Origin of the sequence: Gelidibacter maritimus (assembly GCF_014062315.1) — a bacterium.
GTDB classification, from domain to species: domain Bacteria; phylum Bacteroidota; class Bacteroidia; order Flavobacteriales; family Flavobacteriaceae; genus Gelidibacter; species Gelidibacter maritimus.
On the sequence record NZ_JACGLT010000001.1, the window covers coordinates 92,041 to 118,075 of the forward strand.

Annotated in this window: 21 protein-coding genes; 6 read left to right on the forward strand and 15 right to left on the reverse strand. The window is 37.3% G+C overall.

Annotation, left to right across the window (positions count from 1 at the left end; genetic code table 11):
- Positions 1 to 34: 34 nt before the first annotated feature.
- Both H3Z82_RS00430 and H3Z82_RS00435 read right to left on the reverse strand, forming a co-directional pair.
- Positions 35 to 1,900, reverse strand: coding sequence for a DEAD/DEAH box helicase (locus H3Z82_RS00430; protein WP_182201903.1), 1,866 nt, complete (start codon positions 1,898 to 1,900; stop codon positions 35 to 37).
- Between the two features lie 173 nt (positions 1,901 to 2,073).
- Entirely contained in the window at positions 2,074 to 2,649 is a 576-nt protein-coding gene (locus H3Z82_RS00435; protein WP_182201904.1) for a non-canonical purine NTP diphosphatase, read from the reverse strand.
- Positions 2,650 to 2,964: 315 nt separating this feature from the next.
- Here H3Z82_RS00435 and H3Z82_RS00440 point away from each other — a divergent pair, with 315 nt between their 5' ends.
- A complete protein-coding gene (locus H3Z82_RS00440; protein ID WP_182201905.1) occupies positions 2,965 to 3,720 on the forward strand; it encodes a LytR/AlgR family response regulator transcription factor in 756 nt (251 codons plus the stop codon).
- Here H3Z82_RS00440 and H3Z82_RS00445 read toward each other — a convergent pair whose 3' ends face one another.
- From H3Z82_RS00445 to H3Z82_RS00460, 4 genes are all read right to left on the reverse strand, one after another.
- Positions 3,721 to 4,893 (reverse strand): LETM1-related biofilm-associated protein, encoded by a 1,173-nt coding sequence (locus H3Z82_RS00445; RefSeq protein WP_182201906.1) that lies wholly within the window; start codon positions 4,891 to 4,893, stop codon positions 3,721 to 3,723.
- A gap of 312 nt (positions 4,894 to 5,205) precedes the next feature.
- The gene (locus tag H3Z82_RS00450; RefSeq protein WP_182201907.1) at positions 5,206 to 6,291 is read right to left on the reverse strand and encodes an acyltransferase family protein; all 1,086 of its coding nucleotides are present in this window, start codon (positions 6,289 to 6,291) and stop codon (positions 5,206 to 5,208) included.
- A 68-nt stretch (positions 6,292 to 6,359) separates the two neighbouring features.
- Positions 6,360 to 7,082 (reverse strand): LytR/AlgR family response regulator transcription factor, encoded by a 723-nt coding sequence (locus H3Z82_RS00455; protein WP_182201908.1) that lies wholly within the window; start codon positions 7,080 to 7,082, stop codon positions 6,360 to 6,362.
- A 70-nt stretch (positions 7,083 to 7,152) separates the two neighbouring features.
- Positions 7,153 to 8,121, reverse strand: coding sequence for a sensor histidine kinase (locus H3Z82_RS00460; RefSeq protein ID WP_182201909.1), 969 nt, complete (start codon positions 8,119 to 8,121; stop codon positions 7,153 to 7,155).
- Positions 8,122 to 8,436: 315 nt separating this feature from the next.
- Between H3Z82_RS00460 and H3Z82_RS00465 the strand changes: the two genes are divergently transcribed.
- From H3Z82_RS00465 to H3Z82_RS00480, 4 genes are all read left to right on the forward strand, one after another.
- On the forward strand, positions 8,437 to 11,634 hold the full coding sequence (locus tag H3Z82_RS00465; protein WP_182201910.1) for a SusC/RagA family TonB-linked outer membrane protein: 3,198 nt from the start codon (positions 8,437 to 8,439) through the stop codon (positions 11,632 to 11,634).
- Between the two features lie 11 nt (positions 11,635 to 11,645).
- On the forward strand, positions 11,646 to 13,163 hold the full coding sequence (locus H3Z82_RS00470) for a SusD/RagB family nutrient-binding outer membrane lipoprotein (protein WP_182201911.1): 1,518 nt from the start codon (positions 11,646 to 11,648) through the stop codon (positions 13,161 to 13,163).
- Positions 13,164 to 13,544: 381 nt separating this feature from the next.
- The gene (locus tag H3Z82_RS00475; protein WP_182201912.1) at positions 13,545 to 14,555 is read left to right on the forward strand and encodes a glycosyl hydrolase family 18 protein; all 1,011 of its coding nucleotides are present in this window, start codon (positions 13,545 to 13,547) and stop codon (positions 14,553 to 14,555) included.
- A 339-nt stretch (positions 14,556 to 14,894) separates the two neighbouring features.
- On the forward strand, positions 14,895 to 16,946 hold the full coding sequence (locus tag H3Z82_RS00480; protein WP_182201913.1) for a beta-N-acetylhexosaminidase: 2,052 nt from the start codon (positions 14,895 to 14,897) through the stop codon (positions 16,944 to 16,946).
- Positions 16,947 to 17,016: 70 nt separating this feature from the next.
- Here the strand turns inward: H3Z82_RS00480 and H3Z82_RS00485 are convergent, their stop codons facing one another.
- The 9 genes from H3Z82_RS00485 to H3Z82_RS00525 form a co-directional block, all read right to left on the reverse strand.
- The gene (locus H3Z82_RS00485; RefSeq protein WP_182201914.1) at positions 17,017 to 17,862 is read right to left on the reverse strand and encodes an SMP-30/gluconolactonase/LRE family protein; all 846 of its coding nucleotides are present in this window, start codon (positions 17,860 to 17,862) and stop codon (positions 17,017 to 17,019) included.
- Between the two features lie 26 nt (positions 17,863 to 17,888).
- The gene (locus H3Z82_RS00490) at positions 17,889 to 18,275 is read right to left on the reverse strand and encodes a hypothetical protein (RefSeq protein ID WP_182201915.1); all 387 of its coding nucleotides are present in this window, start codon (positions 18,273 to 18,275) and stop codon (positions 17,889 to 17,891) included.
- A 354-nt stretch (positions 18,276 to 18,629) separates the two neighbouring features.
- The gene (locus tag H3Z82_RS00495; protein WP_182201916.1) at positions 18,630 to 19,295 is read right to left on the reverse strand and encodes an SHOCT domain-containing protein; all 666 of its coding nucleotides are present in this window, start codon (positions 19,293 to 19,295) and stop codon (positions 18,630 to 18,632) included.
- Between the two features lie 425 nt (positions 19,296 to 19,720).
- Positions 19,721 to 20,008, reverse strand: a complete 288-nt coding sequence (locus H3Z82_RS00500; protein WP_182201917.1) for a helix-turn-helix domain-containing protein — start codon at positions 20,006 to 20,008, stop codon at positions 19,721 to 19,723.
- The gene (locus H3Z82_RS00505; protein WP_182201918.1) at positions 20,005 to 20,346 is read right to left on the reverse strand and encodes a type II toxin-antitoxin system RelE/ParE family toxin; all 342 of its coding nucleotides are present in this window, start codon (positions 20,344 to 20,346) and stop codon (positions 20,005 to 20,007) included. The genes H3Z82_RS00500 and H3Z82_RS00505 overlap by 4 nt, the downstream gene beginning before the upstream one ends.
- A 429-nt stretch (positions 20,347 to 20,775) precedes the next feature.
- Positions 20,776 to 21,081 (reverse strand): hypothetical protein, encoded by a 306-nt coding sequence (locus H3Z82_RS00510; RefSeq protein ID WP_182201919.1) that lies wholly within the window; start codon positions 21,079 to 21,081, stop codon positions 20,776 to 20,778.
- Between the two features lie 73 nt (positions 21,082 to 21,154).
- The gene (locus H3Z82_RS00515; protein ID WP_182201920.1) at positions 21,155 to 21,865 is read right to left on the reverse strand and encodes a membrane or secreted protein; all 711 of its coding nucleotides are present in this window, start codon (positions 21,863 to 21,865) and stop codon (positions 21,155 to 21,157) included.
- Positions 21,866 to 22,127: 262 nt separating this feature from the next.
- The gene (locus H3Z82_RS00520; RefSeq protein WP_182201921.1) at positions 22,128 to 23,609 is read right to left on the reverse strand and encodes a potassium/proton antiporter; all 1,482 of its coding nucleotides are present in this window, start codon (positions 23,607 to 23,609) and stop codon (positions 22,128 to 22,130) included.
- A gap of 481 nt (positions 23,610 to 24,090) precedes the next feature.
- Entirely contained in the window at positions 24,091 to 25,110 is a 1,020-nt protein-coding gene (locus H3Z82_RS00525; RefSeq protein WP_182201922.1) for a cytochrome-c peroxidase, read from the reverse strand.
- Between the two features lie 276 nt (positions 25,111 to 25,386).
- Here H3Z82_RS00525 and H3Z82_RS00530 point away from each other — a divergent pair, with 276 nt between their 5' ends.
- On the forward strand, positions 25,387 to 25,932 hold the full coding sequence (locus tag H3Z82_RS00530; RefSeq protein WP_182201923.1) for a hypothetical protein: 546 nt from the start codon (positions 25,387 to 25,389) through the stop codon (positions 25,930 to 25,932).
- Positions 25,933 to 26,035 lie beyond the last annotated feature (103 nt).

Genomic DNA, 26,035 nt, shown 5'->3' on the forward strand with positions numbered 1-26,035 from the left:
TCGCCTTTAACGTCTGTAATGTCCAAAGTTAATTTTATCTGCGCGATTGTCTTGGTCTTGAAAAACTGGCATCATCTGATTTTTCATTCATCTTTGCACGTCTTTCACGTCTGTTAGGACCTGAGCTATCTGCTGAACGTCTTGGTCTTGAGTCGTCAGAACTCCTTCTTCCGGAAGATTTAAAATCACTACCAGAACGTCTTTCGCCACGTCGTTTAAAGTCGCCACCTGATCGTCTGCCGCCAGAGCGTCTTTTATTTCTGCTTGTGCCTGCACCTTGATCCTGACTGACCTCAACATTTACAAATCGGCCATTGTGCTTAAAGTCATTGAAAAAAGCCAATACTTTCTCCTGCAATCCTTTTTCGGTGTTGAAGAATGAGAAACTGTCCTTAACATCTACTTTAAAGACATCATCTCGGCCAAGATCAAGAACCTCCTTTAAGAAATCCTTTAAGCTCATCCAATCATAGCCGTCTTTTTTACCAACATTGATAAAGTAACGGGAAGAATCACCATTGCTACTAAAACCACGACCAAAGTCTCTTTCAGAACCGCTATCACTTCCGCGGGAATCAGGCACCGATAAGCTTTTTGACTTATTGTAATAATTAAAGAATCGGGTAAATTCGACCGAGAAGAATTTTTGGATCAATTCATCTTTAGAGGTGTTCTCAAACAATCCGTTAATACTAGTAAGGTACTTTTCAATCTCAGGATTGATTTCCGTATTATGGATTTTATTTGCCAAAGACATAAGTTGTACTTCGCAAATCTCCATACCATCCGGAATGTCTTTTTTGACAAAGCTCTTATTGATGATACGCTCAATACTTTTTATTTTGCGCAATTCACTTTTTGAGACAATAACAATTGAGACTCCCGTTTTACCTGCACGTCCTGTTCTACCTGAACGGTGGGTGTAGGTTTCAATTTCATCTGGCAATTGGTAATTGATAACATGTGTAATATTGTCCACATCAATTCCACGTGCTGCTACATCAGTAGCCACCAACATCTGGATCTGGTTCTTACGGAACGAATTCATGACCAGGTCACGTTGGTTCTGACTCAAATCGCCGTGCAAGGCGCCTGCGCTATAACCATCTTCTATCAGCTGCTCCGCCACTTTTTGGGTGTCGCGTTTGGTGCGACAGAAGATAACTGAAAATATATCCGGATTAGCGTCGGCCAAACGTTTCAAGGCTTGGTAACGGTCACGAGCGTTTACAAGGTAATACTCATGCGATACTTGATCAGTACTTTCATTTTTTTTCCCAACCGTAATTTCAACTGGCGAATGCATGAATTTTTTCGCAATATTTGAAACTTCTTTTGGCATGGTTGCCGAAAATAACCATGTGTTTTTATCCTCTGGAGAATGGGAAAGAATATCAGTAATATCCTCGTAAAAGCCCATGTTCAACATTTCATCAGCCTCGTCAAGTACAGCGTATTCAATTTTTGAAATGTCAACCATTCTACGGTTGATCATATCTTTCATACGTCCGGGCGTAGCAACAATAATTTGTGCGCCTCTTTTTACTTCTCTTGCCTGTTCGCTAATACTGGCACCGCCATATATAGCCGCAACGTTAAAGCCTTTACAGTATTTGCCGTAGTTTTTTAATTCGTTGGTAATTTGTAAACATAGCTCACGAGTAGGAGAGAGGATCAAGCCTTGGGTAGTTCTGCTATCTGTGTTAATTTTTTGCAACATAGGAAACCCAAAGGCCGCAGTTTTACCTGTTCCTGTTTGTGCTAAAGCCACTAAATCAGTGTCTTTTTCTAATAAAATTGGAATTGCTTTTGCTTGGACATCACTTGGCGATATAAAACCAATATCAGTAATAGCCCGTAATAGGTCATCATTAAGACCTAAATCTTGGAATGTGTTCATTCGATTTAATAAGTATTTGATTATGTTCTTTTGGTGTTACAACAGAAGCGAATCGACATACTAAACCTAAACCTCCAGTAACACATCCTCACCTTGAGGAAATTTTACAAGGTGCAAAAGTACAATTTTATTTATTAAATAACCTAATTATTATATGGTTGATTTGGAGTAAGTTAAATGCGGTTCAAAAAATCAACGAGCTGATTGACAGCTTTTCCTCGGTGTCCAATTCGATTTTTTTCGTCTAAAGCTATTTCGGCAAAGGTTTTTTGATAGCCTTCGGCTCTAAAAATGGGGTCATAGCCGAAACCATTTTCACCGCTTTTACCGTAAGTAATCTCCCCTTTGCAAATCCCGGTGAATTGATGTTGAACACCATGAAGTTCTAAGGCGATAACAGTTTTAAACTGTGCTTTTCTATTGGATGAATCTTTAAGATTCTCAAGAAGCTTCTGAATATTGTCTTCTGAACTTCGCTGCTCGCCAGCATACCGGGCAGAATAAACCCCGGGTGCACCGTCAAGTGCGTCCACTTCCAATCCTGTGTCATCAGCAAAACAGTCATAGCCATAGTGCGTTTTGATATATGCCGCTTTTTGAAGGGCATTGCCTTCAATGGTATCTTGAGTTTCAGGAACATCTTCAAAACAACCAATGTCTTCAAGGCTTAATAATTTAATGTTTTTAGGAATTAAGCTTTGGACTTCTTTTAGTTTGTTGAGATTGTTGGTGGCGAAAACGAGTTGCATAGTAAAAAATTTGTTGGTAAAATTACTTTAATAATTTCAAACTTGCCTAAGATAATATGGACTTTTAGACACTATAATGTATGTGTGTAATAAAAACCTTTTAGGCTAATATGTTCTCAGTAACAACAATAGTCAATGCCTGTTTGGCCATACCGATAGTATTAGTCCTGCAAAGCTTCTGATTCAAGTGCCTCTAAGCAAGTTTTTAAGATTTTCAAACCCACTGGAGGCTTCAATTTTTTTGCTGGGGCCGTGATAAAGTAAATTGATGATTATATTTGATTTTGAAAACTAACCTCTAATGCTTAATAAAAAATGAACATCATTATAATAGAAGATGAAAAACCCTCAGCAAGACGCTTGCAGCGTATGTTGGCCAATCTTCAAATTGAAGCCAACACCTTATTGCATTCTGTTGAGGAATCGATTGCTTGGTTTTCAGAACATACGCACCCCGATTTGATTTTTTTAGACATTCAATTAAGTGATGGCTTGTCGTTCGAAATCTTTGAAGCTTTAGAAATCACTTCGGCCGTTATCTTTACAACCGCTTATGATGACTATGCTTTACAGGCCTTTAAACTCAATAGTATTGATTATTTGTTAAAACCTATTGATGAAGACGATCTCGCAAAAGCAGTTGAAAAATATAAGTCACGCTTGCCGAAACAAAAATCGGTAGTGGTCGATTTTGATGACATCCGAAAAATGTTGATCAATCCGTTGGACCGAACTTATAAAAAACGGTTCTCGGTAAAAATCGGACAACATTTGAAATTGATTACAGCCGAAGACATCGAGTGTTTCTATAGCGAAAACAAAGGCACTTATGCTTATACAGCCGATGGACGAAGTTATCTTTTGGACGTGAGTTTAGAACAGTTGGAATCCGATTTGGAGCCTGCTAAGTTTTTTCGGGTCAGTAGAAAATTCTATGTAAATATAGATGCCATTGTGGATATGATCAGTTATACCAATTCACGAATTCAAATCAAATTAAAAACTTTTAACGAACACGACATTATCGTGGCACGAGAACGGGTGAAGGATTTTAGGGCGTGGCTTGAATAATTAATTGTCTATTCTATTGTCATCAAATGCCGATGGTAATAGTTTTGGAATAAACTTAATGAATAGAGGCAATAAAATGGCACCGCCAGGCAACATAAATATGGCTAAACTGGGTATGGATTTAAAAATATCCAACAGTTGTTCCTGAATTTTTTTGTGTTCTTCGTCCGTCAGATCTCGTTGGGTGGACTGGGTCAATAGTACCATCAACTCTTTGCTTTCTTTAAGTTCCGTTACCAAACGTTTACTATTTCTGCTGATGAGTTTAATCACCATCTTACTGGAATTATCATAAAAACTCTGAACAAAATTCTTAGAGCCCAAAGAAGCTATCCGGTTGTCATTGTGGGAGTAAAATTCGTCTATATCTTGTATGGATTGTTTTAAGACGGCCGGATCCAGGTTCAAATGACTGCAAAACTGCGTCAAGAATATATTTTCACTTTGATCAACAGTTTTATCTGTCCAAGATGCCATGCAGGCTAAATCAATGGTGTACTGCTTTTCCAATTCGGTATTGAGCGCAGAAATTGCATCACCATAATCCATCGGATCATTATTATGATACCGTCTTGAGGCTTTGAACAATTTTGTCAAACTATCATCATATTTGCTTTTTTGATGCTTGGACTCAAAAACTTCAATCACAATCGTTTCTATCGCGTTTTCTAAAGTTTGTAAGTATTTGTCAGAAACGTTGCCGGTGTTTAAAAACTGTTTATAGGCAAGGAGGTCTACAAACAGAAGCGCATTGATAATAAAATAATTAAAGTTTTTAGTAAAAATATTATCGTCAATATGGATGCGCTTATGAACTAAGTCTTCCAAAAGTGCGGCGGATTTCTTTTTGCCCAAGATGGCGTCCAGAATTGTAGTTTTACTAACAGTAATGGCACTATAAAAACTGATGACACTATCAATGAAGTTTTCTTCGGATGGATTGTTTTCGAAAAAATAGTAGAAAGCCAATATAAGATTTGCCTTGCACATTTCTTCATCGGTAAGATCGTTTTTTGGAACTGCATCACTCACTATGCCTACGTTGCTCCCATAAATAAAGCCACAAAACTTGAGTTCTTGGTAGAAGGACTCAAGAGGCTTATTCACGAACGTTTCTTCAGCAGAAACCTCGTTGAGCAGTTTTTTTATCCAGCCTGATGCAGAAGGATTCATAGTCGTCAATCAATTAGGCTGTAAATATAATTAAATAAATCCCACTCGTAGGTTATAATATGACAAGGGACTATATTTATAGAAACTAATTTTGACTAATAAAAAGCGACTATTTTCTACGATGAGGAGAGGTAGATAGTAGTGTTTTTAAATTGTTATGCTTGCAAAAAATGCTAGCTACAATGTTATGATCAAATTCTATCTTGAGTTAGATTTTTTTTAGTGACGGTGTATTTCATTTTCAGCTATAGACTTTAATATCGTAGAAGCATTTCTTTCAAAAAAGATGATCAATTAAAGCATCATTCTTCTCTATACTTTTATAAATATTCTTTTTCGAAACATAAGGTAGCCCAAGCCTATATAAAATAACACCACGGATAGCGCATATAGTAAAGACGACAGTTTAAGGTCGAAAAATGGCTGGAAAAAAATGGTATTATAGAGCCAAGAATGAATACTTTGCTGCCCGTCAACTTTTATAAGGTACATGCATTTAGAGATGAAACTTGATAAAAAGTAGATGGTAATGGCATTCATGCCCACGTATTTAAAAACAGTGCCAAAATCATATTGCTTAATATCTTTGAGATAATAGATGATAGCAAGGATAAAGGTTCCCCAGCCGCTGGTGACCAAAACAAAACTGCTGCTCCAGATGGCCTTATTTATTGGGAAAACCAAACTAAATAGATAGCCTGAAATCAGCATGCCAAAAGCAGCAAAAAATAAGTATTTAATATGGGTAAGTCCGTCCAACAGCTTCCCGATTAAAATTCCGGACAAACACGTAACTACTGCGGGTAAGGTGCTCAATATGCCTTCAGGGTCATAATCTGGTTGCCACATATGTTTTCCTAAAATGGTCAGATCAATATAATTTGCCCAATTATTGGGCGCTCTGTCAAATGTAGGCGGCATTCCGTTGGGCAGTGGTACAAACCCCATAAACAACCAATAACCGACCAAAACAAGACTTGAGATCACAATTAAGTTCTTCCAGGTACAATTAAGGTACAGTACAGCAGAAATGAAAAATACAATCCCAATTCTTTGCAGCACACCTGGAAATCGTAAGGTTTCCAAATCGACCACAAACGGAAAGTAAGGTAAAAATAACCTTAAAATCATGCCTAACCCGATGAGCTTTAAACTCCTTATGGCTATTTTTTTATAGGTAGCAGCTGAATTTGACTTGTTCTTATAGGCGAAATAAATGGAAATTCCGACAATGAACAAGAAGAACGGAAAGATCAAATCGGTTGGTGTCAACCCGTGCCATTCTGCATGCAGCAGCGGTGCGTAAACGTTACCCCAATCGCCAGGCGTATTTACCAAAATCATGGCAATTATGGTAAATCCTCTTAAAATGTCAACGGATTCTATTCTTTGTTTCATCGTTAGTTTAGTTAATTGATTAGCGGACTACCATTTTGAAAATCAACTCCAAAATGGCGGATTGGCGGTTAATTCTCAGGTTTCTCATTAATGTTAAAAATACGCTCTTTAACTTGTTTGGTATAGTTGCGTCCAATTGGGATTTTTCTATTTGAAATCTCCACAGTGTTCCCCTCAAGTGCATCAATTTTATTGATGGAAATTGTATAGGACCGATGTATCCGCATAAAATTAGATTGTGGCAACTCCTCTGTAATGGCTGTAAGCGATTTGTGAACGACATAATCGCCAATCACGGTAATCACTTTTATATAATCTTTCAGACTTTCGATATAAAGGATATCGTTCAGATTTGTTTTGATGAGTTTTTTGTTGACTCTTAAAAAAATATGAGGTTCTTGCTGTAAACTCGAATCGGTTTTGGAAGTGCTGTGGTAAACATGTTGATACACTTTATTTATGGTTTTTAAAAACCGATTGAATGGAATGGGCTTAACCAAATAATCCAAGATATTAAGTTCGAAACTTTTTACCGCATATTCACGATACGCGGTTGTTATCACAATTAGAGGCTTATAAGAAAGGTTTTCAATAAAGGCAAAACCAGTCAGTTGCGGCATATTAATGTCGAGAAAAATGAGATCTATTTTTTCCTTTTCCAAAACGCGATAGGCACTTAACGGATTGGTAAAGGTTTCAACAATCTCTATATAATCAAAATTCTTCAAATGGGTTTCAATCACAGAAATTGCCAAAGGTTCATCATCAATAATAAGACACTTAATTTTCATTTGATTTTCTTTTTAATAATGTAATGTCATCTTTAACCAGTTTATACCGTTACGTTGCTTATGTTCAACTTTATTTAAAGCGTACCGGAATTTTCAAATACAAGGTATAAGTATCGTCCTGTACTTTAGTTTCTAAAATAAAATTGTTTGAAAACAGTAACATCAACCGGCGTTTGGCATTTTCAATCCCAATTCCGCTACTCTTAGGCTTTGTGGCATTGGGATTGAAATTATTGATGAATGTCACTTCCAAATAGCCCTTATTTGACACATTAAAACTCATATTTATTTTAAGGTGATCATTATCTTTCATACCATGTTTAAAACAGTTTTCAGCAAAAGAAAGCAACAATAATGGTGGTACAATTACATCTTCAATATCACCAGTGATGTCCACTTCGGCATCTACACGATCTTCAAATCGAAGCCGCTCAATATCAATAAAATTATTAATATGGGTTATTTCTTCCAACAAGCTCGCCTTGGAGCTTTTTACTTCGTATAAAATATACTGCATCATATCTGAAAGCTTGATGACTAATCGGGGAGCGTTTTCAGATTTGTTTAGTGTAAGTGCGTATAGATTGTTCAGGGTATTAAAGAAGAAATGCGGCTGTATTTGCGTGCGTAAATATTTAAGCTCTGTGCTCATTTGGAGTTGTGCTAATTCTTCATTCTTTCGTTTTTCAATAGACCAATCAATCAGCAATTTAATTGCGGTAACAAATGCAATGACATAAAGCTCTCCAAGGATCACCACAATAATATGGTTGAGTTCCATAAATTGACCAGATTCGCCTGCTTCGGGCCAAATGTTTTTTGTCACCAAAAAATAAATAAGTGCAGTTCTGATCATATACACCAAAGCCAACATAAATGACAATGAGGCGATATAACTCCAGTATTGTTTGCGAAGGATGAATTTGGGAATTAAATAATAGATATTGATATATACCAAAATGATATGTATGGGGAACTCGACCAGGTTGGATTTAAAAGAATACCAATAATCGTCAAAATAACTTCCCCACCGAACCATATTGAATAGGAAATATACCAACCAAAAAAGGATGTGATATCTAACGGGGATGGTATCGCCTATTTTCTTTTTAAATAGAGTAATGATTTTTGGATTTTAAGTGATTTCTGTGTGAAAGTTCTGCTTTAACGTAGCAATTTTAGTGATATAATCAGTAATTAACAATTAAATTGATAAATCTTTATTTGGTCAAAATCACTAGTCGAGTTTATCGTGCCGTCTGCATACAAAAGCATGTCGTTGATATAAATTCTTTTAAAACTATTTATTTAATAGATAGTTTGGACAGACTAAACAAAACCAAATAATAAAATTATGAAACAAAATTTACGAACACTTTTCTTGTTTTCGTTTTTGTTGCTGACGGTCCAAGTGATGGTTGCGCAGGAAAAAGAAATTCAAGGAACAGTTACCTCCAAGGTCGATGGCCTTCCACTTCCTGGAGTGAATGTGATAGTGGAAGGTGCATTTAAAGGCGTCCAAACCAACATTGACGGTCATTTTTCCTTATCGGTAAATGTTGGTGATATTCTTAAATTTTCATACATAGGTATGAAAACAGAAACGGTCACTGTAGGTGCAGATGCAACTATTAATGTAGCTTTAGATGAGGCTTTAGAGTCGTTAAGTGAAGTCGTTGTAACTGCCTTAGGAATTAAACGGCAAAAGAAAGAATTAGGATATGCTGTTCAAGAAGTTCAGGGAGATGATTTGAATAGAGTGATTACCACCAACGTGGCGTCGTCACTTTCAGGAAAAGTTTCCGGTGTGGATGTGTCCATGCCATCAACCGGTATTGGTGGGTCCACCAGAGTTGTTATTCGTGGCATCTCGAGTATTGGAGAAAATAACCAGCCTCTGTATGTTGTTGATGGGATTCCTATTGATAATACGGGACTTTCCAATGACAATGAAGCCACCGGAATGTGGTTTAATGGAAGTGACGATGGCGATGGTATTTCAAGCATCAATCCCAACGACATAGAAAGTCTTTCCGTTTTGAAAGGGGCTGCGGCTGCTGCGCTTTACGGTTCAAGAGCTTTAAATGGTGTTGTTTTAATAACCACCAAAAAAGGAAGTTCTGGAAAACTTGAAGTGGAACTTACAAGTGGTATCAGTGTAGATCACGTAAACGCCAACTATAAGGATTTTCAAACCGATTACGGTTCTGGAACCAATGGACGATTGCCCAACCCGGACAGAGGGCCCTCTGAGGTTTATGGTTATACCACCACCGCATGGGGACCAAAGTTCTCAAACAGTGTTGGACAATCGCTTGTTATTTTTGATGGTTCAACAAGACCTTACGAAAGAGCCAATAATGCCAATGATTTTTTTAGAACTGGTTACACCGTAAATAACGGCATCTCTTTGTCGGGCGGTAGTCAAAATGGTTTTATAAGGTTTAGCTATAACAATGTAAAAAATGAAGATGTCATCCCGAAGGCTGGATTGGAAAGAAACAGTTTTAATTTGAATGGAACCCTCAAAACTGAAAAATTCACTTTTGATGCGAAAGCGAATTATATTACGGAGCGTGCTAAAAACAGACCAGAATTAGGAGACTCACCTAATAATATAGGGTATTCTTTAAGTGGTTTGGCGCCAAATATCGATCAAGCGTGGTTGAAAAATTATAAAGCAGAGGATGGGTCGATTTATAGATGGAACACAAATGACTATTTGTTAAATCCATATTACGTACTGAATGAAAATAGCAATGAAACTCAAAAAGATCGTTTTATCGGATATATAAGTGGCTTTTATCAAGTAAACAATTGGCTAAGTGCTAATTTTAGAACCGGAATTGATACCTATACTTTTAATTCAAAAGATTTTATGGGAAGTGGCCATACTTGGCCCGGTAGAGCAAATGGGTATCTTGGATTAAATAATATCAGTGTGTCAGAAATCAACACCGATTTGATATTTAATATTGATGGTGTTAAGTTGGCTGAAGATCTAACCTTCTCCAGTATTTTAGGGTTAAATAGAAGAGATTTTCTTAGAGAACAAAATTCTCGATTTGGAAATAATATTATTGAACCTGGCACTAAATATATTAGTAATTTTGCCATTCAGACAGAAAACGCACCTTCTGAAACGAAAACGAGAACAAATTCGGTATTTGGATCAGCTAAGTTTGATTACAAAGGCTATTTGTTTGCTGAATTTACAGGGAGACAAGATTGGTTTAGCGTTATTGACGATTCGGCGTTCTATCCAGCGGCATCGTTAAGTTTTGTGTTTTCTGATGCCTTTGATCTCGTGGGCGATGTCTTTTCTTATGGAAAGTTCAGATCCTCATGGGCTCAGGTTTCCAACGCACCAGGTGCCTACAAAAACGCTTTAAATTATACGGTGCTGCCTTCTTTTGAAGGAAGTAGTATCGTCAACATTAAAAATGATGCGGCGCCAAATCCTAATTTGACCTATCAGTCAAAAACAGGAATCGAATTTGGTGTCGATTTAGCCTTTTTCAAAAATCGTTTAAGAGCTGACTTTACTGTATATCGTGAAGATATTGATGATCAAACTATGGATTTGCCATCTTCGGCGACTTCGGGTTATGAATATATCTCTGTAAATGCTGGTAGATTGCGTAACCAAGGTATTGAAGTGCTTTTATCAGGATCGCCTATAAAAACCAATGATTTTACCTGGGAAGTCAATGTAAATTTCAGTAAAAACAAAAACGAAGTCATTTCACTTCATCCAGATATTGACACTTATGTGATTTCCGAAGCTCGTTGGGCCGGAGCTGCGATAGTAGCCCCAGTTGGTGGGAACTACGGTTCCATTGTTGGAAAGGATTTTTTAAGAACCGATTCAGGCGAAGTCATCCACAATGCTAATGGACTCCCATTGTTTACAAATGATAAAGTAGTGTTGGGCAATGGTATTCCTGATTGGACTGCTGGGTTGAGCAATCGCTTTTCTTATAAAGGACTGACGCTTCAGTTTTTATTGGATATCAAACAAGGTATGGATGTATACTCTATGACCAATTCTGTTGGTGCTTCCAAAGGTCTTTTAAATGTAACCACTCAAGGTAGAGATGCGTTTAACGCCGCAAGAGAAGCCGCTGAAGCAGCAGATCCGGATTTTGATATCAATGCATGGGTGCCTACAGATGGCTATGTATCTACTGGTGTCGTCAACACGGGTACAGCAGAAAATCCTGTTTATGTACAAAATACAACACCGGTAAATCCGCAGAGCTATTGGAATACGGTTTTCAACAATACGCCGGCGCCATTTATCTATGACGCATCGTATGTGAAATTGAGAGAGTTGAGCGTAGGTTATGACTTTCCTAAAAAGATGGTTAATGGTCTTAAAATGACTTCGCTTAACATGTCACTATTTGCAAGAAACTTGTTGACGTTCAGTAAAAACCTACCAAATATTGATCCGGAATCTATGTACACTTCAGGAAATGGTCAAGGCTTTGAATATGGTTCATTGCCATCGCGACAATCTTATGGTTTCAATATTAAAGTTACCTTTTAAATAAAAAAATTATGAAATATAAACACATCATAGCTATAGTAGGAATACTTGTAGCATTTAGTAGCTGTACAAAAGATTTTGATACACTAATTGAAGATCCAATTGCACTGTCTTCTAATCCTGACGGACAGCTTTCGTTTGTTCAGTTGAGCATGTCCGGAGACCGCTATTACCAATGGCGGGCCAACTTGATTTATTCAGGTGGTTTTGTGCAACATTATTCTGGCGCATGGAACGTTACAGAGTTTGGCGGAAAATTCAAGAAAAACGACGATTATGCGCATGCATTTTGGAGAAGAGCGTATTCTATTGAAATGAAAAATATTGTGGATATTATTGGCAGAACCAATGATATTCCAGAAAAAGCGAATATCAATGCCATAGCGAAAATTGTTCGTGTAATGATTGGCCAACGTTTAACCGATTTATACGGTGATGTGCCTTACTCTGAAGCAGGCGTTGGTTTTTCACAGGGTAGTGTAGCACCAAAATATGATAAGCAAGAAGATATTTACATGTCATTCTTTGCTGATTTGGAAGAAAGCTTCAACCAATTGAATGATAATGGAGGAACGGTTACCGGCGATCTTTTTTATGATGGTGATATCACAAAATGGAAAAAATTAGCCAATACATTACGTTTGCGAGTGGGAATGCGTATCTCTGAGGTTGCGCCTGCCGAGGCTGAAAAACAAGTAAAGGCAGCATTGGCCAATGGCGTTTTTGAAAGTAATGCCGATAATTGCATTTTGCAGCATGGAGACATCGCATTTAATGGCGATTTAGCAGATTATCGTGGCAACGGCTTGGCACATGCATTTGTTGGAAATGACAATGCCGATCACTTTAGCTCCTTATTGGTGGACTTTTTAAGAGATCATGACGATCCGAGATTACCAATGATCGCCACTCCAAAAACATCCAGTGGTGTTATATGGGGTGGTGAAATTCAACCTGGAGAAGACCTTTACGTGGGTGTTCCTGCAGCTTCTTTCCAATGGGATGTATTTGGCGGTGCTACGGCAACATCTGGAATTCAAGATTATCTAAAAGAGAATACGACTCCTTTTTTACATGTTAGTTATTCTGAAACACAATTATTGTTGGCAGAAGCCGCTTTTAGAGGCTGGGTGTCCGGGGCAGCGTCAGATTACTATAAGAACGGTGTAGAAGCTGGTATCAAGCAGTTGGCAATTTATGGCGCCACAGAAGCATCTCAAGGTGATATTGAAACTTTTTTAGCGGCAAACCCTTTGCAAGTTGGAAGTGAGTTGGAGCAAATAAGTACACAACTCTGGGTAACCTATTTGTTCAATAGTATGGAAGCGTATTCCAATTGGAGAAGAACAGGCTTCCCTGTATTGGATCCGATCACTGTACCTGATTCTGAAACTGGCGGGGTTGTACCAAAACGATTGTATTACCCGAACGATGAATTGCAAAAAAATGAAGCCAACTATCTGGAAGCTATAGACCGAATGGGAGGTAATAACGATTGGTTGAACAAAGTATGGTGGGACGCCAATTAACTAAAGTATAGTAACAGCACCCTAACGCATTTTTAATAGCAAGTTGATAAGCGAGGCGATCTTTTTCTCCTCGCTTATTTTTAAAATTATAGCTGTAGGACGCGATATTTTAATATCATGTTTATTGCCTGGCCATCTAACGTGGCTATATGCTTTTGAGATGTCAAATTCTATCGTAACCAAGATAGGTTCAATTGGTATATGACCATTCAACTTCTCAGTTGATCAAAGATGCAACGGAAAGCTGATGTGAACTTTCCATAAAAAAAGGGTCGTTGAAAGCTTTTTTACGCAAAAGAACCCTGTTTATTGTCTTAACTTTCGCCGCTACTTATTAACAATAATAAAATCTATATTTAAATTAAATTAAATCTTGTCATTATGAAGAGAATAGCGATTGTAGTACCTCTTTTGTTCAGCATGTTGTTTTTAAATGGATGTGGCTCCGGACAAACCAATGAGGCTACTAATATAGATGGAAAGAATCAAAACGTACGTAAAGTGGTCATAGGATATATTCCAACTTGGAAAAATATGCGAAAAACAATTGATGATACCGATTTGAACATCTTGACGCACATCAACTTGTCTTTTCTCAACCCAGATGCATCAGGAGCATTTTTATTAAATGGAGAGCCCATTTGTAGTGATGGTGCCTCGGCAGATATCAAATATGTGGTGAAAAAAGCACACGATAAGGGCGTTAAAGTACTTGTGTCTTTGGGTGGAGGAACAATTCCTCAATGTTCTGGTGATTGGAAGGCATTACTGCAAGATTTCAAGAGATCAACAGTTGTAAAAAACTTGAAAGGATTGGTCGATTTTTATAACCTTGACGGAATTGATGTCGATATTGAAGGCGGTCTTTTAAACGCGATTAGTGAAGCTGGCGATTATACGCCATTTATACAGGAGTTAAGAGCCGTGCTTAATCCGCTTGGTAAATTGGTGACCTGTGCTACGGCGAGCTATGTAGGAGGGATGATCCCAAAATCATCCATTCCATTTTTTGATTACATCAATATCATGGCCTATGATAATAACTGGAAAAGTACTGAAAACCATGCCACCTACGACCACGCCGTTAGAGATATGGAATTGTGGCTTAGTTTAGGGTGTCCGGCTGATAAATTGGTGTTGGGCGTACCATTTTACGGTTATTCTGGACTTGTCGGTAGTGGTGGTGTATCCTATAAGAGTATTGTTGAACAAGATGCGAATGCAGCGCAGTCCGATGTCTATAAAGATAACAAGTATAACGGCATTCCTACCATGCAAGCCAAAACAGAGTATGCCTTCAAATATGGTGCTGGAATCATGATCTGGGAAATTTCTCAGGATGCTTCCGGTGATTTGAGCTTATTGCAGGCTATTGGAAAGCAATTAAAATAGATGATAGCAAACTTGAACCTTAGATAGGAGTTGACCTTTAATACCGCTGCTGATTAACATAACAAACCTCTTAACCCGATTGCCACGCGTCTTCATCAACTATTAAAACGGACTGAAAATACATTGGTGTATTTTTTGTAAACCTAACTAAAAGATTCGCTTTTTAATAATCTGATTATTATTTAACAATGCTCTTGCGAAATGCATATTCCGGACAATTCTCTATCGTGTATTATGCGTTGTCTATCTGCCAAGCTACGTCGTTGATATAAATTCTTTTAAGATTATTAGTTTAAGTCATAGCTTGGCTTAGCGCTACTCTTTAAAACTTAAATTGAAATGAACAAAACTATATTATTAATCTTATTTCTGTGTTTTTTAAATCACGATGCGAGATCACAAAACGATTTGTCAGAGACCTTAAATCTGATGCCTTGGCCGAAAAGTGTTGTAGCAAAACCCGATAGGTTTGTTATTGATAGTAGTTTGACCATTTCAATACAACCTAAAAATCAGGAACGCGTCCATAATGCCGCGGTTAAATTTTTAAGACGTCTCAGTGGAAGATCAGGTGTGTTTTTAAATGAAGGTTTTCCAGTAACTGACAAACAAGGTTCCATCCATATTACTTATGATACAGCATCCAAACTTAGCATTGAAAACGACGAATCGTATACTTTAAATGTAGCGGATGGGGCAATTAATATCACTGCTAAAACTGATATTGGCGCAATCAGAGGTCTGGAAACGCTGTTGCAGCTTACTCAGAATAATGCTACGGAATATTATTTTCCAGGTGTAACGATTTATGATGCACCTCGATTTGTTTGGAGAGGATTGATGATTGATGCGGCAAGGCATTTTCAACCTGTAGGAGTTATTAAGCGAAATTTGGATGCGATGGCGGCCGTAAAAATGAATGTATTCCACTGGCATTTAACTGATGATCAAGGCTGGCGGGTAGAGTCAAAAGTATATCCTAAACTTCACCAAGAGGCTTCCGACGGTTTGTATTATACCCAAGAACAAATAAAAGACGTGGTGGCTTATGCCGATAATTTAGGGATTCGGGTGATTCCTGAATTTGATGTTCCAGGACACGCGTCCGCTATTTTGACCGCGTATCCGGAGTTGGGAAGTAAAGAAGGTTATGATTATTCTATTGAACGGTATTCTGGAGTTTTCGATCCAACATTAAATCCAACAATAGATATTACTTACGAGTTCTTAGGGCGTTTGTTTGCTGAGATGACCCCTTTATTCCCAGATGATTATTTCCATATTGGAGGCGATGAAAATGAGGGTAAACATTGGGATGAAAATAAGATCATTCAAAAATTTAAAAAGAAGCATGATTTAGAAACCAACCACGACTTACAGACTTATTTTAATATTAAGCTTGAAAAGATTCTCAACAATTTGGGTAAAAAGATGATGGGTTGGGATGAGATAATGACCCCCAATATGCCAACCACCACGGTAATACATTCGTGGCGTGGCGCCAATGAAGGACTTCCGGAAGGTAACTCTTTGATTGCTGCTGCAAAAAGAGGCTATCAAACGGTACTGTCAAACGGTTATTATATTGACAGAATGGAGCCCGTTGAGAATCACTACTTAGTAGATCCTATTGGTGATGCGGAATTGACAGAACGAGAACGTTCCCGCATTTTAGGTGGAGAAGCCACCATGTGGAGTGAATTGGTGACACCATTAACCATCGACTCCAGAATTTGGCCAAGAACCGCTGCTATTGCTGAACGTTTTTGGTCACAAGCAGAGGTGAAGGACGTAAGCAATATGAAAAAGCGTTTGAAGCAGGTTTCTTTTACTTTAGAGGAATTGGGCATTACACATATCCGAAACCGAGACGTGATCTTAAGAAATGTGACCAACAATCAGGATATATCTGCGCTTGTTACGCTATCCAAAATCTGCGAACCTTTAAAGATATATTCCAGAAATAAAGGAGGTATTGAATATAAAACCTATTCGCCGTTTACTCTTTTTGCAGATGCTTGTGTGGTAGATGCTGAAGACGCTGCTCCTTTTAATCAGGCAGTTGGAAGATTTGTAAGTGATTCAAATAATAGCAGTGTCAATGAGGTTTTAGCCTACTTAAAATCTTGGGCTGAGAATCATGACCAGTATAAAGCATTGACCAAGAACCCTAAAATAGATCCGTTGGAAACGCTATCGGCAAATCTCTCAAAAACAGCCTTGTTGCTATTCAAAGCAGTTGAAAATAAATCCTTGTCATCAGAAAATCTCAGCAAAATTAAAGAAGGTCTTGTTATTTTAGATCAGCCGTTTGTAGATGTTGAAGTGGTAGTCATAGACGCCTTAAACACATTAACGACGTATTGCGAAAATCATTATTTAATGAATTAAGTATCAGTCAGATACTTTATAAAGTGCGGTCTGCAGTAAAACTGTAGGCCTCATGGAGATCAGCAATATGCTACAATTCTACCACTTCAAGATTACCTCGGTCTGCCATGGTGATATAGCATCTTTTGTAGTCATTGCTAAAGGTAATGTTAGAGGGATTCAGGCCTTTTAATTCTATTTCCCTGACGACTCGCCCAGAGGAAGACAATACAACAACAGTTCCTTTGCCGTACCGACAAACGTACAAATTGCCACTACCGTCAAAACGCATGCCGTCCAAGCCAAAATCGTCAAAAGAGATAAGCTCCTGTTTGTTTTCTATAAAACCATTGTCAAGGATATCATAAACCCATATTTTTCTTTGGACAGATTCATTCACATATAACTTTTTACCATCAGGACTCACTTCAATACCGTTGGTGGTTCCCATGTGTTCTTCCAGCAGTTCAAATCCGTTTTCTTTGGTCACTTTCCATAGTTTACCAGTATTGTCTGACCAATTCGGGTCGCTGGCGTAAAGCGTACCGTTTGGAGCAATAGCGATATCATTGGGTTGATTGGCAGTTGGCTCGTGGGCAAAGACCTCGATTTTTTTAGTTCTCAAATCAATTTCCAGAACATTGTGATTGACATAATCTGCCACAAACATTTGGTGTTTTTCGCCAAACCGAATACCATTACCTACGCTGCCATTAGGGAGTTTTACAAACACCGAAGCTTCGCCATTTGGAGTGACTTTCCCTATGGTACCTTGTTCTTCAAAATTGACGGCATATATATTTCCTTCATAATCGGTTGCGGGACCTTCAATGCCTTCTGTAAAACTTCCTTCTTTAGTAAAATCACTGCTCTTTAACTGTTGTGCACATGAAGTAGTCAAAACCAATAGTAGAGCTAAATTTGTAATTGTTTTCATTTATATGATGTTAGTGTATATCGGTTTTAAGTGATTTCAAGGTTTAAGCGTTTTAAGAAAGTCATCAAGTCTATTAAATATTTATCTTCAATAAGTCGCGTATCGATGACCAATTCATCAGTGTCGGTTTTGAGTTTATAATCCCCAGCAAAAAACTTAATGGATTTAATGTCTTTCAGATTTATTGTTTTTGAAATCAGTTGATTTTTGGTGATTGTTTCATTTTCTATGGTAAGATAGTGCTTGTTGTGTTCAAAAAGGTAGATCCCGAAATATAAACTCCCGATTATCAAATATCCGTAATTGAAAATGTTGTTTGAAAAAAAGATGACGGCAATGATACCAAAGATTAACCATATCATCCCGAAGATTAAATTGGTTCTAAGTCGTTTTTTTTTAAATGGTATTTTCATTTTTTGGCAATTATTAAATTATTGTGTTTAGGCCGTTGTGTGCCTCGGCACGAACCATTAAAAGTACAAAATTCCGCTGGAAATTCCGAAGAAAATTTCAAGTAGGCAGGAACCTGGGATTTTTTTTCGTAATGAGAGGAACCGTCAACCACTTATATATCTGTCCCGATTGTGCCAATTGGATTAGCTTTAATTATATAATTGTAGAATGATAAATTTGCGATCCTCAATCGAACATCTTTTCCTAAACTTTCTTATAAGTAGATCTACGTATTTTAAATTTATTCTATGGGTGATTGTGGTCGATAGTAGATGATAGCGCGAGCGGGACGCAAGTGCCAACAGGGGGTTCTATTAACACTTGATAATTTCATTAGCTCGTTTGTTAAATGAACTCTCATTTTCGAAGCGTACAAAACAATTTTTATTAACTTCATTATTTTCTATCAAATACGCTATTCTACCTATAGATACTGGACCGTATTGATTCCCTCCAGAGATGTAGTAAAGTTTAGAGTTAACATCTATTCTTTCGATATTAAAATTATCAATTTGATATTTTCCTTTTAATGCAATAAGTTTATTATTAAATTCCTCTTTAGTTATAATCTTGTTTTCAAAAAGATTAGTTAGCTTTTCTTTCTTTAAATTGAATTGAGAAGCACGTTCATTCTTAGATAAAATAGATTTTTTTGAAGTCAAAAATTTAACTTTTTTTTCTTCGAATTCTATTTCATTAATAAATCCATCATTATAAGCTTCTTTTAACATTTTTAATTTTAATTCAATTTGTTCGATATTAGGCAAATGAACTTCGTCTTCTGATAAAAGTGTTACGTTTGTTTTTACTCCTGGTTTAAGCGCACTTTTAAATAAAAATATCCCAATAATAAAAACAATTAGAATAGGAATAAATTCCGCATAAAGTGCTAAGTTATTATAGACAGGAATTCCATTTTTAAATGTATTTATTGTTAGTACAAAACAAAAAAGCCCCACTATGATTTTTATAATTTTCATTTAAATTGATTTAATCGGTGGATTTAATTATTACCAACTTATATGCATAAGTACCGAAAGCTCACATATCTACTCTCAGTGTGCTAATAAATGCAGCTTCATTTTTGAATTGTGTCGATCCAAATTGGCAACTTCCAATCTAACATCTTTTCCTAAACTTTCCTATTAGTAGATCTACATATTTTTTTAGTCTATATTATTAGGTTTTAGTATTCGATAGTATTTGTGAGCACGAGCGGTACGCTCGCGCCAGTGGGGTGCTTAATTTTTATTTAATCTCATTTTTTTTTAAAGCTAACGATTTTATGTATGATTAGTGGCGTGTCTAAGTACCTAATTTAGCAAATAAAAACCGAATAGAAAATCCGCGAGAATTTTCGTAAGTAGGCGAGATCCAGCCATTTATTGCACGGCAAATCGTTGTTTTACATTTGAAGACTTAAATTTAACTTAGCTCCCAAAGCATCAAAAATTCGCATTACGGTTTCAAAAGTCACGTTACCAGTGCTGTTTTCAAGTCTCGATATTTGTGATTTTTTTACTCCAACTAATTCTCCTAATTGCTCTTGAGTCAGTTTTCGTTTTTTTCGCGCGGTTTTTATCATATCGCCAATCAATTCAAGTTTCAACTCAAATTCATATTCATCTCGTTCTTCAGTTCCCTTTTTTCCAATTAAAAGGTCTTCTGCTTGGTCTAAAGTGTAACTCTTCATTTCTTTTTATTTTTAAAATATGTGTTTCTTATTTTCTCCGCTTTGTCGATTTCTTTTTTATCCACTTTGCTTGTTTTCTTAATAATTCCGTGAGTTGCAAAAACTAACGTCTCGGTCTTATCATCCTTGTCCCAAAATGCTAAAAGACGGTATTGAACTCCAGAATATAAAGTTCTGAATTCCCAAATATTATCAGTCAGTTTTTTAAAGAATTTTGGATCAGATTGTTGTTCGGCTCTTCTTATATTTTGAAATATCTTTTTCCTTGCTTTTAGGTTTTGCTTTTCTATAAATTCAAAAGCTTCTTCGAGCAATTTCGTTTCAAATCGTTTTATCATTCTTATTGAAAATCAAATTTGATACAAATATAAATAAGGTTTCGTTAAATGTAAACTTTTGTGTGAGTTTTTAATTCTGACTAACGTAAAATTTACTATAATTTTCCTACACAAAAGTTTTACTCGTTAGCGAAAGAAATTAACAGGTTTTTCTTGTGTGGGGAATGTTTGCCAACTTATCTATACAAGCATCTCATATACTGAAAACATTCAAATTCATGGATATATAATGACTGCGGCACGCATGAAAGTAATAGGATGTACCGTTTTGCCACTCATTAAAATCGTTGTCAATAACCGCGCACCAATCGCAAGTAATTCTTTAAATAATATTCATAGTTTGAAAATGCGTCATCTTTAAACATTGAAAGGCTGCGCCAAGATTGGGGATGAAAACTCACCAAATTATCTTCTATATTTCAGAAAGGCTTACGAAAACTTTTCTCCAAGTCTCAATAACTTGTTTCTCTGAATCAAATAGAAGATAGATGAAATTGAAGGCATAATGAACATGGTCAAAACCCAAAAAGTTTTATGGTATATGTTGTGCTTTAACATATCGCTCAAAATAATGATCCATGTGATGAAGAAAAGGATCAGTCCCATGACCAATAGCGTTTGGGAAAAACCCCAATTTTGAATTTTTCCCAAAGCGCCAACAATCATCAGCAAGCTGTTGGTAATCACTAAAACCCAAACGGTTTTGATGCTCATCTTAAAGTCTTGGTTTTCCATATTATTAAAATGAATAGGGATGCTTTTATAAATCCTTAAATTAGTTTAAAACCTTTATTTCAATCGCTTTAAATCATTCTCTAAGGCTCCAAATCTCGTGGATAGGATCGCCTTTACTGGAGAACCCCGAATGGTGCCATTGTCCATCAATCAGTTCGTAGTTGAATTTTAAGCTCATGCCAACTCGCGAATCGTCTCTTGAAAAGAATTCGATGTTCTCAGTGTATTCACCATTAATCGTAGTATAGGTGCCTCCACCCGTACCCATAAATTGTTTGGTTTCAGTGTTGTAGGCAATCCACTGAAAACGGGTTCCAGATAGAATTTTCATCGTTTTACGTGGACCGCTCGTATCACGCGTTTGGGCCTTGCCATCTACAACGCGACCGGACATGAGCCAAGCGCCCTGTAGTGCTCCCGGTTGACCACGGTCAATTCTTGTGAATTTAAGATTTCCATCTAAAATCTCAAGATTATTTTCTTCAATACGGACTTGAGAACTTGTTTGAGTGCCAACGCGTTCTGGGTTTTCTGTATCAAATTCTACCGTTTCTGTAAGTACATCGCCATTAAATGTCCAGCTACCGCCTACTGTTTTTACGAATTTTCCAGTAGTGGCATCAAAGGTTGTTAACACTTGGTAGCCATCCACAAAAACGAGTACGTTTTTCAAGCGCTCGCCATTTTCAGATGTTGAGAAACGCTCCCATGCGCCAATGATACCCGTGGCATGAATTCCTAATGTTATGAACGTACAAAGTAAGGTTAGTGCTATTTTTTTCATGACTTTCAATTTTGGTGTTTTTCGTACAGTTTCTTCCGGATGTATGGATTGCTTTACCAATTATCAGAATCCTTTTGAGACTTTAGAGGACCATGTATTTAGTTGACCCCTAATATACTGAAAATAACCAAAATCTATGCCTATTCCCACCAGTGTGTTTAAAATCTCAAGGCTTGTTTTAATTGAAAAGACAAACGCGTAATCATATCTCATGCCTTTCGACCGTGCCGACCGGATGGGCTCTGAACTGATTCATGTTTAGTTATGAAGATCTGGCATATTTTGGATGGTAAAGGCAGTCTTCCACCTTTTGATAGTCCTCAGGTCTATCTGCAAGTACCATCAAAACGTCGTTAGCTTTAATTTCCGTGGAGCCTCCAGGTCGAATATATTGATCATCACGTTTAATCATAACGATAAATGCCTCGGGCGGAAAATGTAAATCGACAATTCTTTTATTTACTGGAGAATATTCGGGCGAAACCGTAAATTCCTGCAATGACGATTTCGGGAGATCCAATAGCAACTCATCTATTGGTGTAATCCTTTTGGCTTGTTCTGGAATGCCAACCCTTAACCATTTTGCCACCACGCCCAATGAGGTGCCTTGAATAAGTACCGAGGTAACCGATATAAAAAACACGATGCTGAAAATCATATCGGCCTTTTCAATGCCGGCCAATAGCGGATAGGTTGCAAACACAATCGGAACGGCACCACGCAAACCAACCCACGAAATGTAGAAGCGTCTTCTCAATTTCATTTTAAAGAAGACCAGGCTTATAAAAACGGCCACAGGACGCGCCACAATGATTAGGAATAAGGAAATGAGCATCCCTACACCAAGATAAGGCACTATTTTAGATGGGAATACCAATAGCCCTAATGTAAGGAACAAGACGATTTGCATAAGCCAGGCTAAACCATCATACATTTTTAAAATGGTTTTCTTTTGGATGATGTCTTGATTTCCGAGGTAAACCGCGCAAATGTAAATGGCTAAGAAGCCGTTTCCACCAACAAAATCGGTGGCCGAAAAAGTGATGAACATCATTGAAATAACCAGTACGGGGTAGAGGCCTTCAAATCCAAGATTGATTCGATTGATGATATGTTTACTGAGATAGCCAAATCCAAAACCTGCGGCAGCTCCAACTACCATTTGCTGTAAAAACATAGGAACAACAGAGCTAATGCCTTGATCTTGATTGATTACTAATGTTAAAAAAGCAATAGTCAATACATAGGCCATCGGATCATTACTACCGCTTTCCAGCTCTAAGGTTGGTCTGATATTTTTTTTCAGCGCCAGGCTCTTTGAACGTAAAATCGAGAACACCGCGGCAGCATCTGTAGATGAAACGATGGAGCCTAAAAGCATACTTTCGTAAATGGTAAAGTCGGTGACATAATAGACAAAGCCACCAAGTGAAAGTGCAGTGAGAAGAACGCCAAGGGTTGAGAGAATAACCCCTTCCTTAAGAATGGGTTTTATGGAGCTCCAATTGGTATCCAGACCTCCTGAAAATAAGATGAAATTAAGTGAAATGACGCCAATAAGTTGTGCGTTTTTAGGGTTGTCAAAGCGAATGCCACCAATGCCTTCAGAACCGGCCAGCATACCAATAGTCAAGAATAATAACAATGTAGGAACACCAAATTTATAAGAAGTTTTACCCACGATTATGCTTATAAAAAGCAAGATAGAACCTACTAATAAAATATTCTCACTGGTTAAACTCATAGTTTACACTTTCCTACATTCGATTTTTGCGAATATACTTCTTTTTATTTTTATCAAATCAACTTTATGGTCATTTGGATTTTATACCGATTTAATTTTGTGATGTTGCACAGAAAATGAAGTTGCTTTTTCGTTATAAAACCCTGCTACTATTTTGCATCCGCCGAGGCGGATGGAAATGATGAAAAACCCGCCAGACCAGAACGAGCAGGTGAAATAGAACGGTAAATGAACGGGTTTGAATGCGAACTTACATTGTTAACATGGTATTATGCAGGGATTGGTTTTGAATGACACTATGATTTTGTTTGTATTCCGTATCCTTACATCATCTGAGGAGTTTGGTTTTGAGCCTTGCGATTACATGTTTGATTTTTGTTCATATTCTAATCTTAAAATGAAGTGATCAGATTTTTAAAATGATCGCAGAAAAAAAAGCCAGCTGTAAAACTGGCTTTTTCTAATCTCAATTTCTTGTTTTTTACATTTCAAATGGCGATTGCTTTACATCCTCTGGAATATCTGAAGAAAGACTGCCTAAGAACGCTACAATATCATTCACCTCCTCATCGGACAGGTCAACATTCCGCTGGAGTTTCCCCATAATTCTTACGGAATCATCCAAATCCTGTACGGATCCATCATGGAAATAAGGAGCGGTATGAACGATGTTTCGCAATCCAGGGACTTTAAAGAAATATTTCTCTGATTCTCTTTCGCTGATATCGTACAATCCAAGATCGACAGCTTCGGACTCTGTATGTTTCCAATAATCATGGAACAAACCAAACTTCTGCAACATCTGACCACCCAATGCAGGACCACTATGGCAGGTAATACATCCGGAATCGATAAAGGCTTTCAATCCTCTTTTCTCATTAGTGTTCAATGCGGATTGGTCACCCTCTAAATACTTGTCAAATCTACTTTCAGGTATCAATGTGCGTTCAAAAGCCCCGATGGCATTGGTTAAATTATCAAACGTAATGGGGTCCTCATCATCATAAGCCTTTGAAAAAAGCTCAAGATATAGATCTACTTCTTTCAATCGGTCAACCAGTTGTTGCTCGTCTTTAATATTATGTTCCAACGGATTTAAAATTGGACCCCCAGCTTGTTCTTCCACGTCCGCAGCTCTACCATCCCAAAACTGCATTTTGTGGAGTGCCGCATGAAATACGGTTGGAGAATTTCGACCACCTACAGTTCCGGGAGCATCCCCTGGAGAAAAGCGTTCGTTGTCCACACCATAAGTATTTAGGTTATGACAAGAATTACAGCTGATATTCCCTTCTCCCGATAAACGGGTGTCAAAGAATAAATGTTTGCCCAGATTCACTTTGTCAGCATCTGGTGTTTCAAGATCCAATGATGAAATTGGTTGGAAGAAGTTGGTGGCAATAGGGTGCAGATCTTCATATCCATCGTTCGATTTTTCTTTTTGTTTATTTCCACAGGCAATCAAAGCGGGTAGTATAAAGATGATGAGATATTTTTTCATAATGATAGTATTAGTGTTAACCTGAAAATTACAAAATAAAACAGAACAATCAAATGACTTATATCATACCAGATGTCATTTTAACTCGGTGATACAGTACTTTTTCTGAAATTTACAACGTCATTTTCTATCATCCACCGTTAAATTCTTAATGGCAGTCATGTGATTTTTAGATTTCGAGATCAATTTTAAATATTTTGGAAAAACTAGTGATTCCATTTAGTCTTATTCTAAATAAGGCTTAAATTTGCATGAAATTTTAAAAAATCAAATTCTATGAAAAAATTAGTTTTATTGAGTGCCGTCGTTTTTGGATTGGTGTTTTTTTCTTGTTCTAGCGACGACGATAATGGCACAGACGACACGGTGAGCTTAGTAGGCGAATGGCGATTGACCAATGTGGATTTTATTACCATGACAGAAGGTGGAATCCCTGCCAGTGATGGTTGTATTGTGGAACTTGTTACTGGCTATGAATTTCATGCAGACTCCAAATTCTATTTTATTTTGGCTGATTCTGAGCGTCCATTGTTTGATCCTTATGCCAAAGAGTATTGGACCTGGGAAGGGGATGGCAAGGACTTTAAAATTGAGCAAACTAACCCAATGAGTCCTCCTTATAACTTTGGCTTAAATCCTCAGAACATTAAAACCAAACAGGTGGATGGTAAGTTAACCTTGACCTTTCAATCAAAAATGGGCAATGGGTCTGAAGCCAACTTTACGCTTGTAAAAGAACCTATTGACAAAAGTAAGTCACCAGTATTGACCGATTCTGATGGTGAGCCTTATTATTGTGGATTCTTTGATGGTCCAAGATAAATTTTCCGATTTTAATTAAAAGCTCCATGTCGGGCTTTAAATGTCTGTTTGGGCGCATTCTGCATCTGTCAATATGAGTTTGAGACAGTAGGAATGCGCCCGA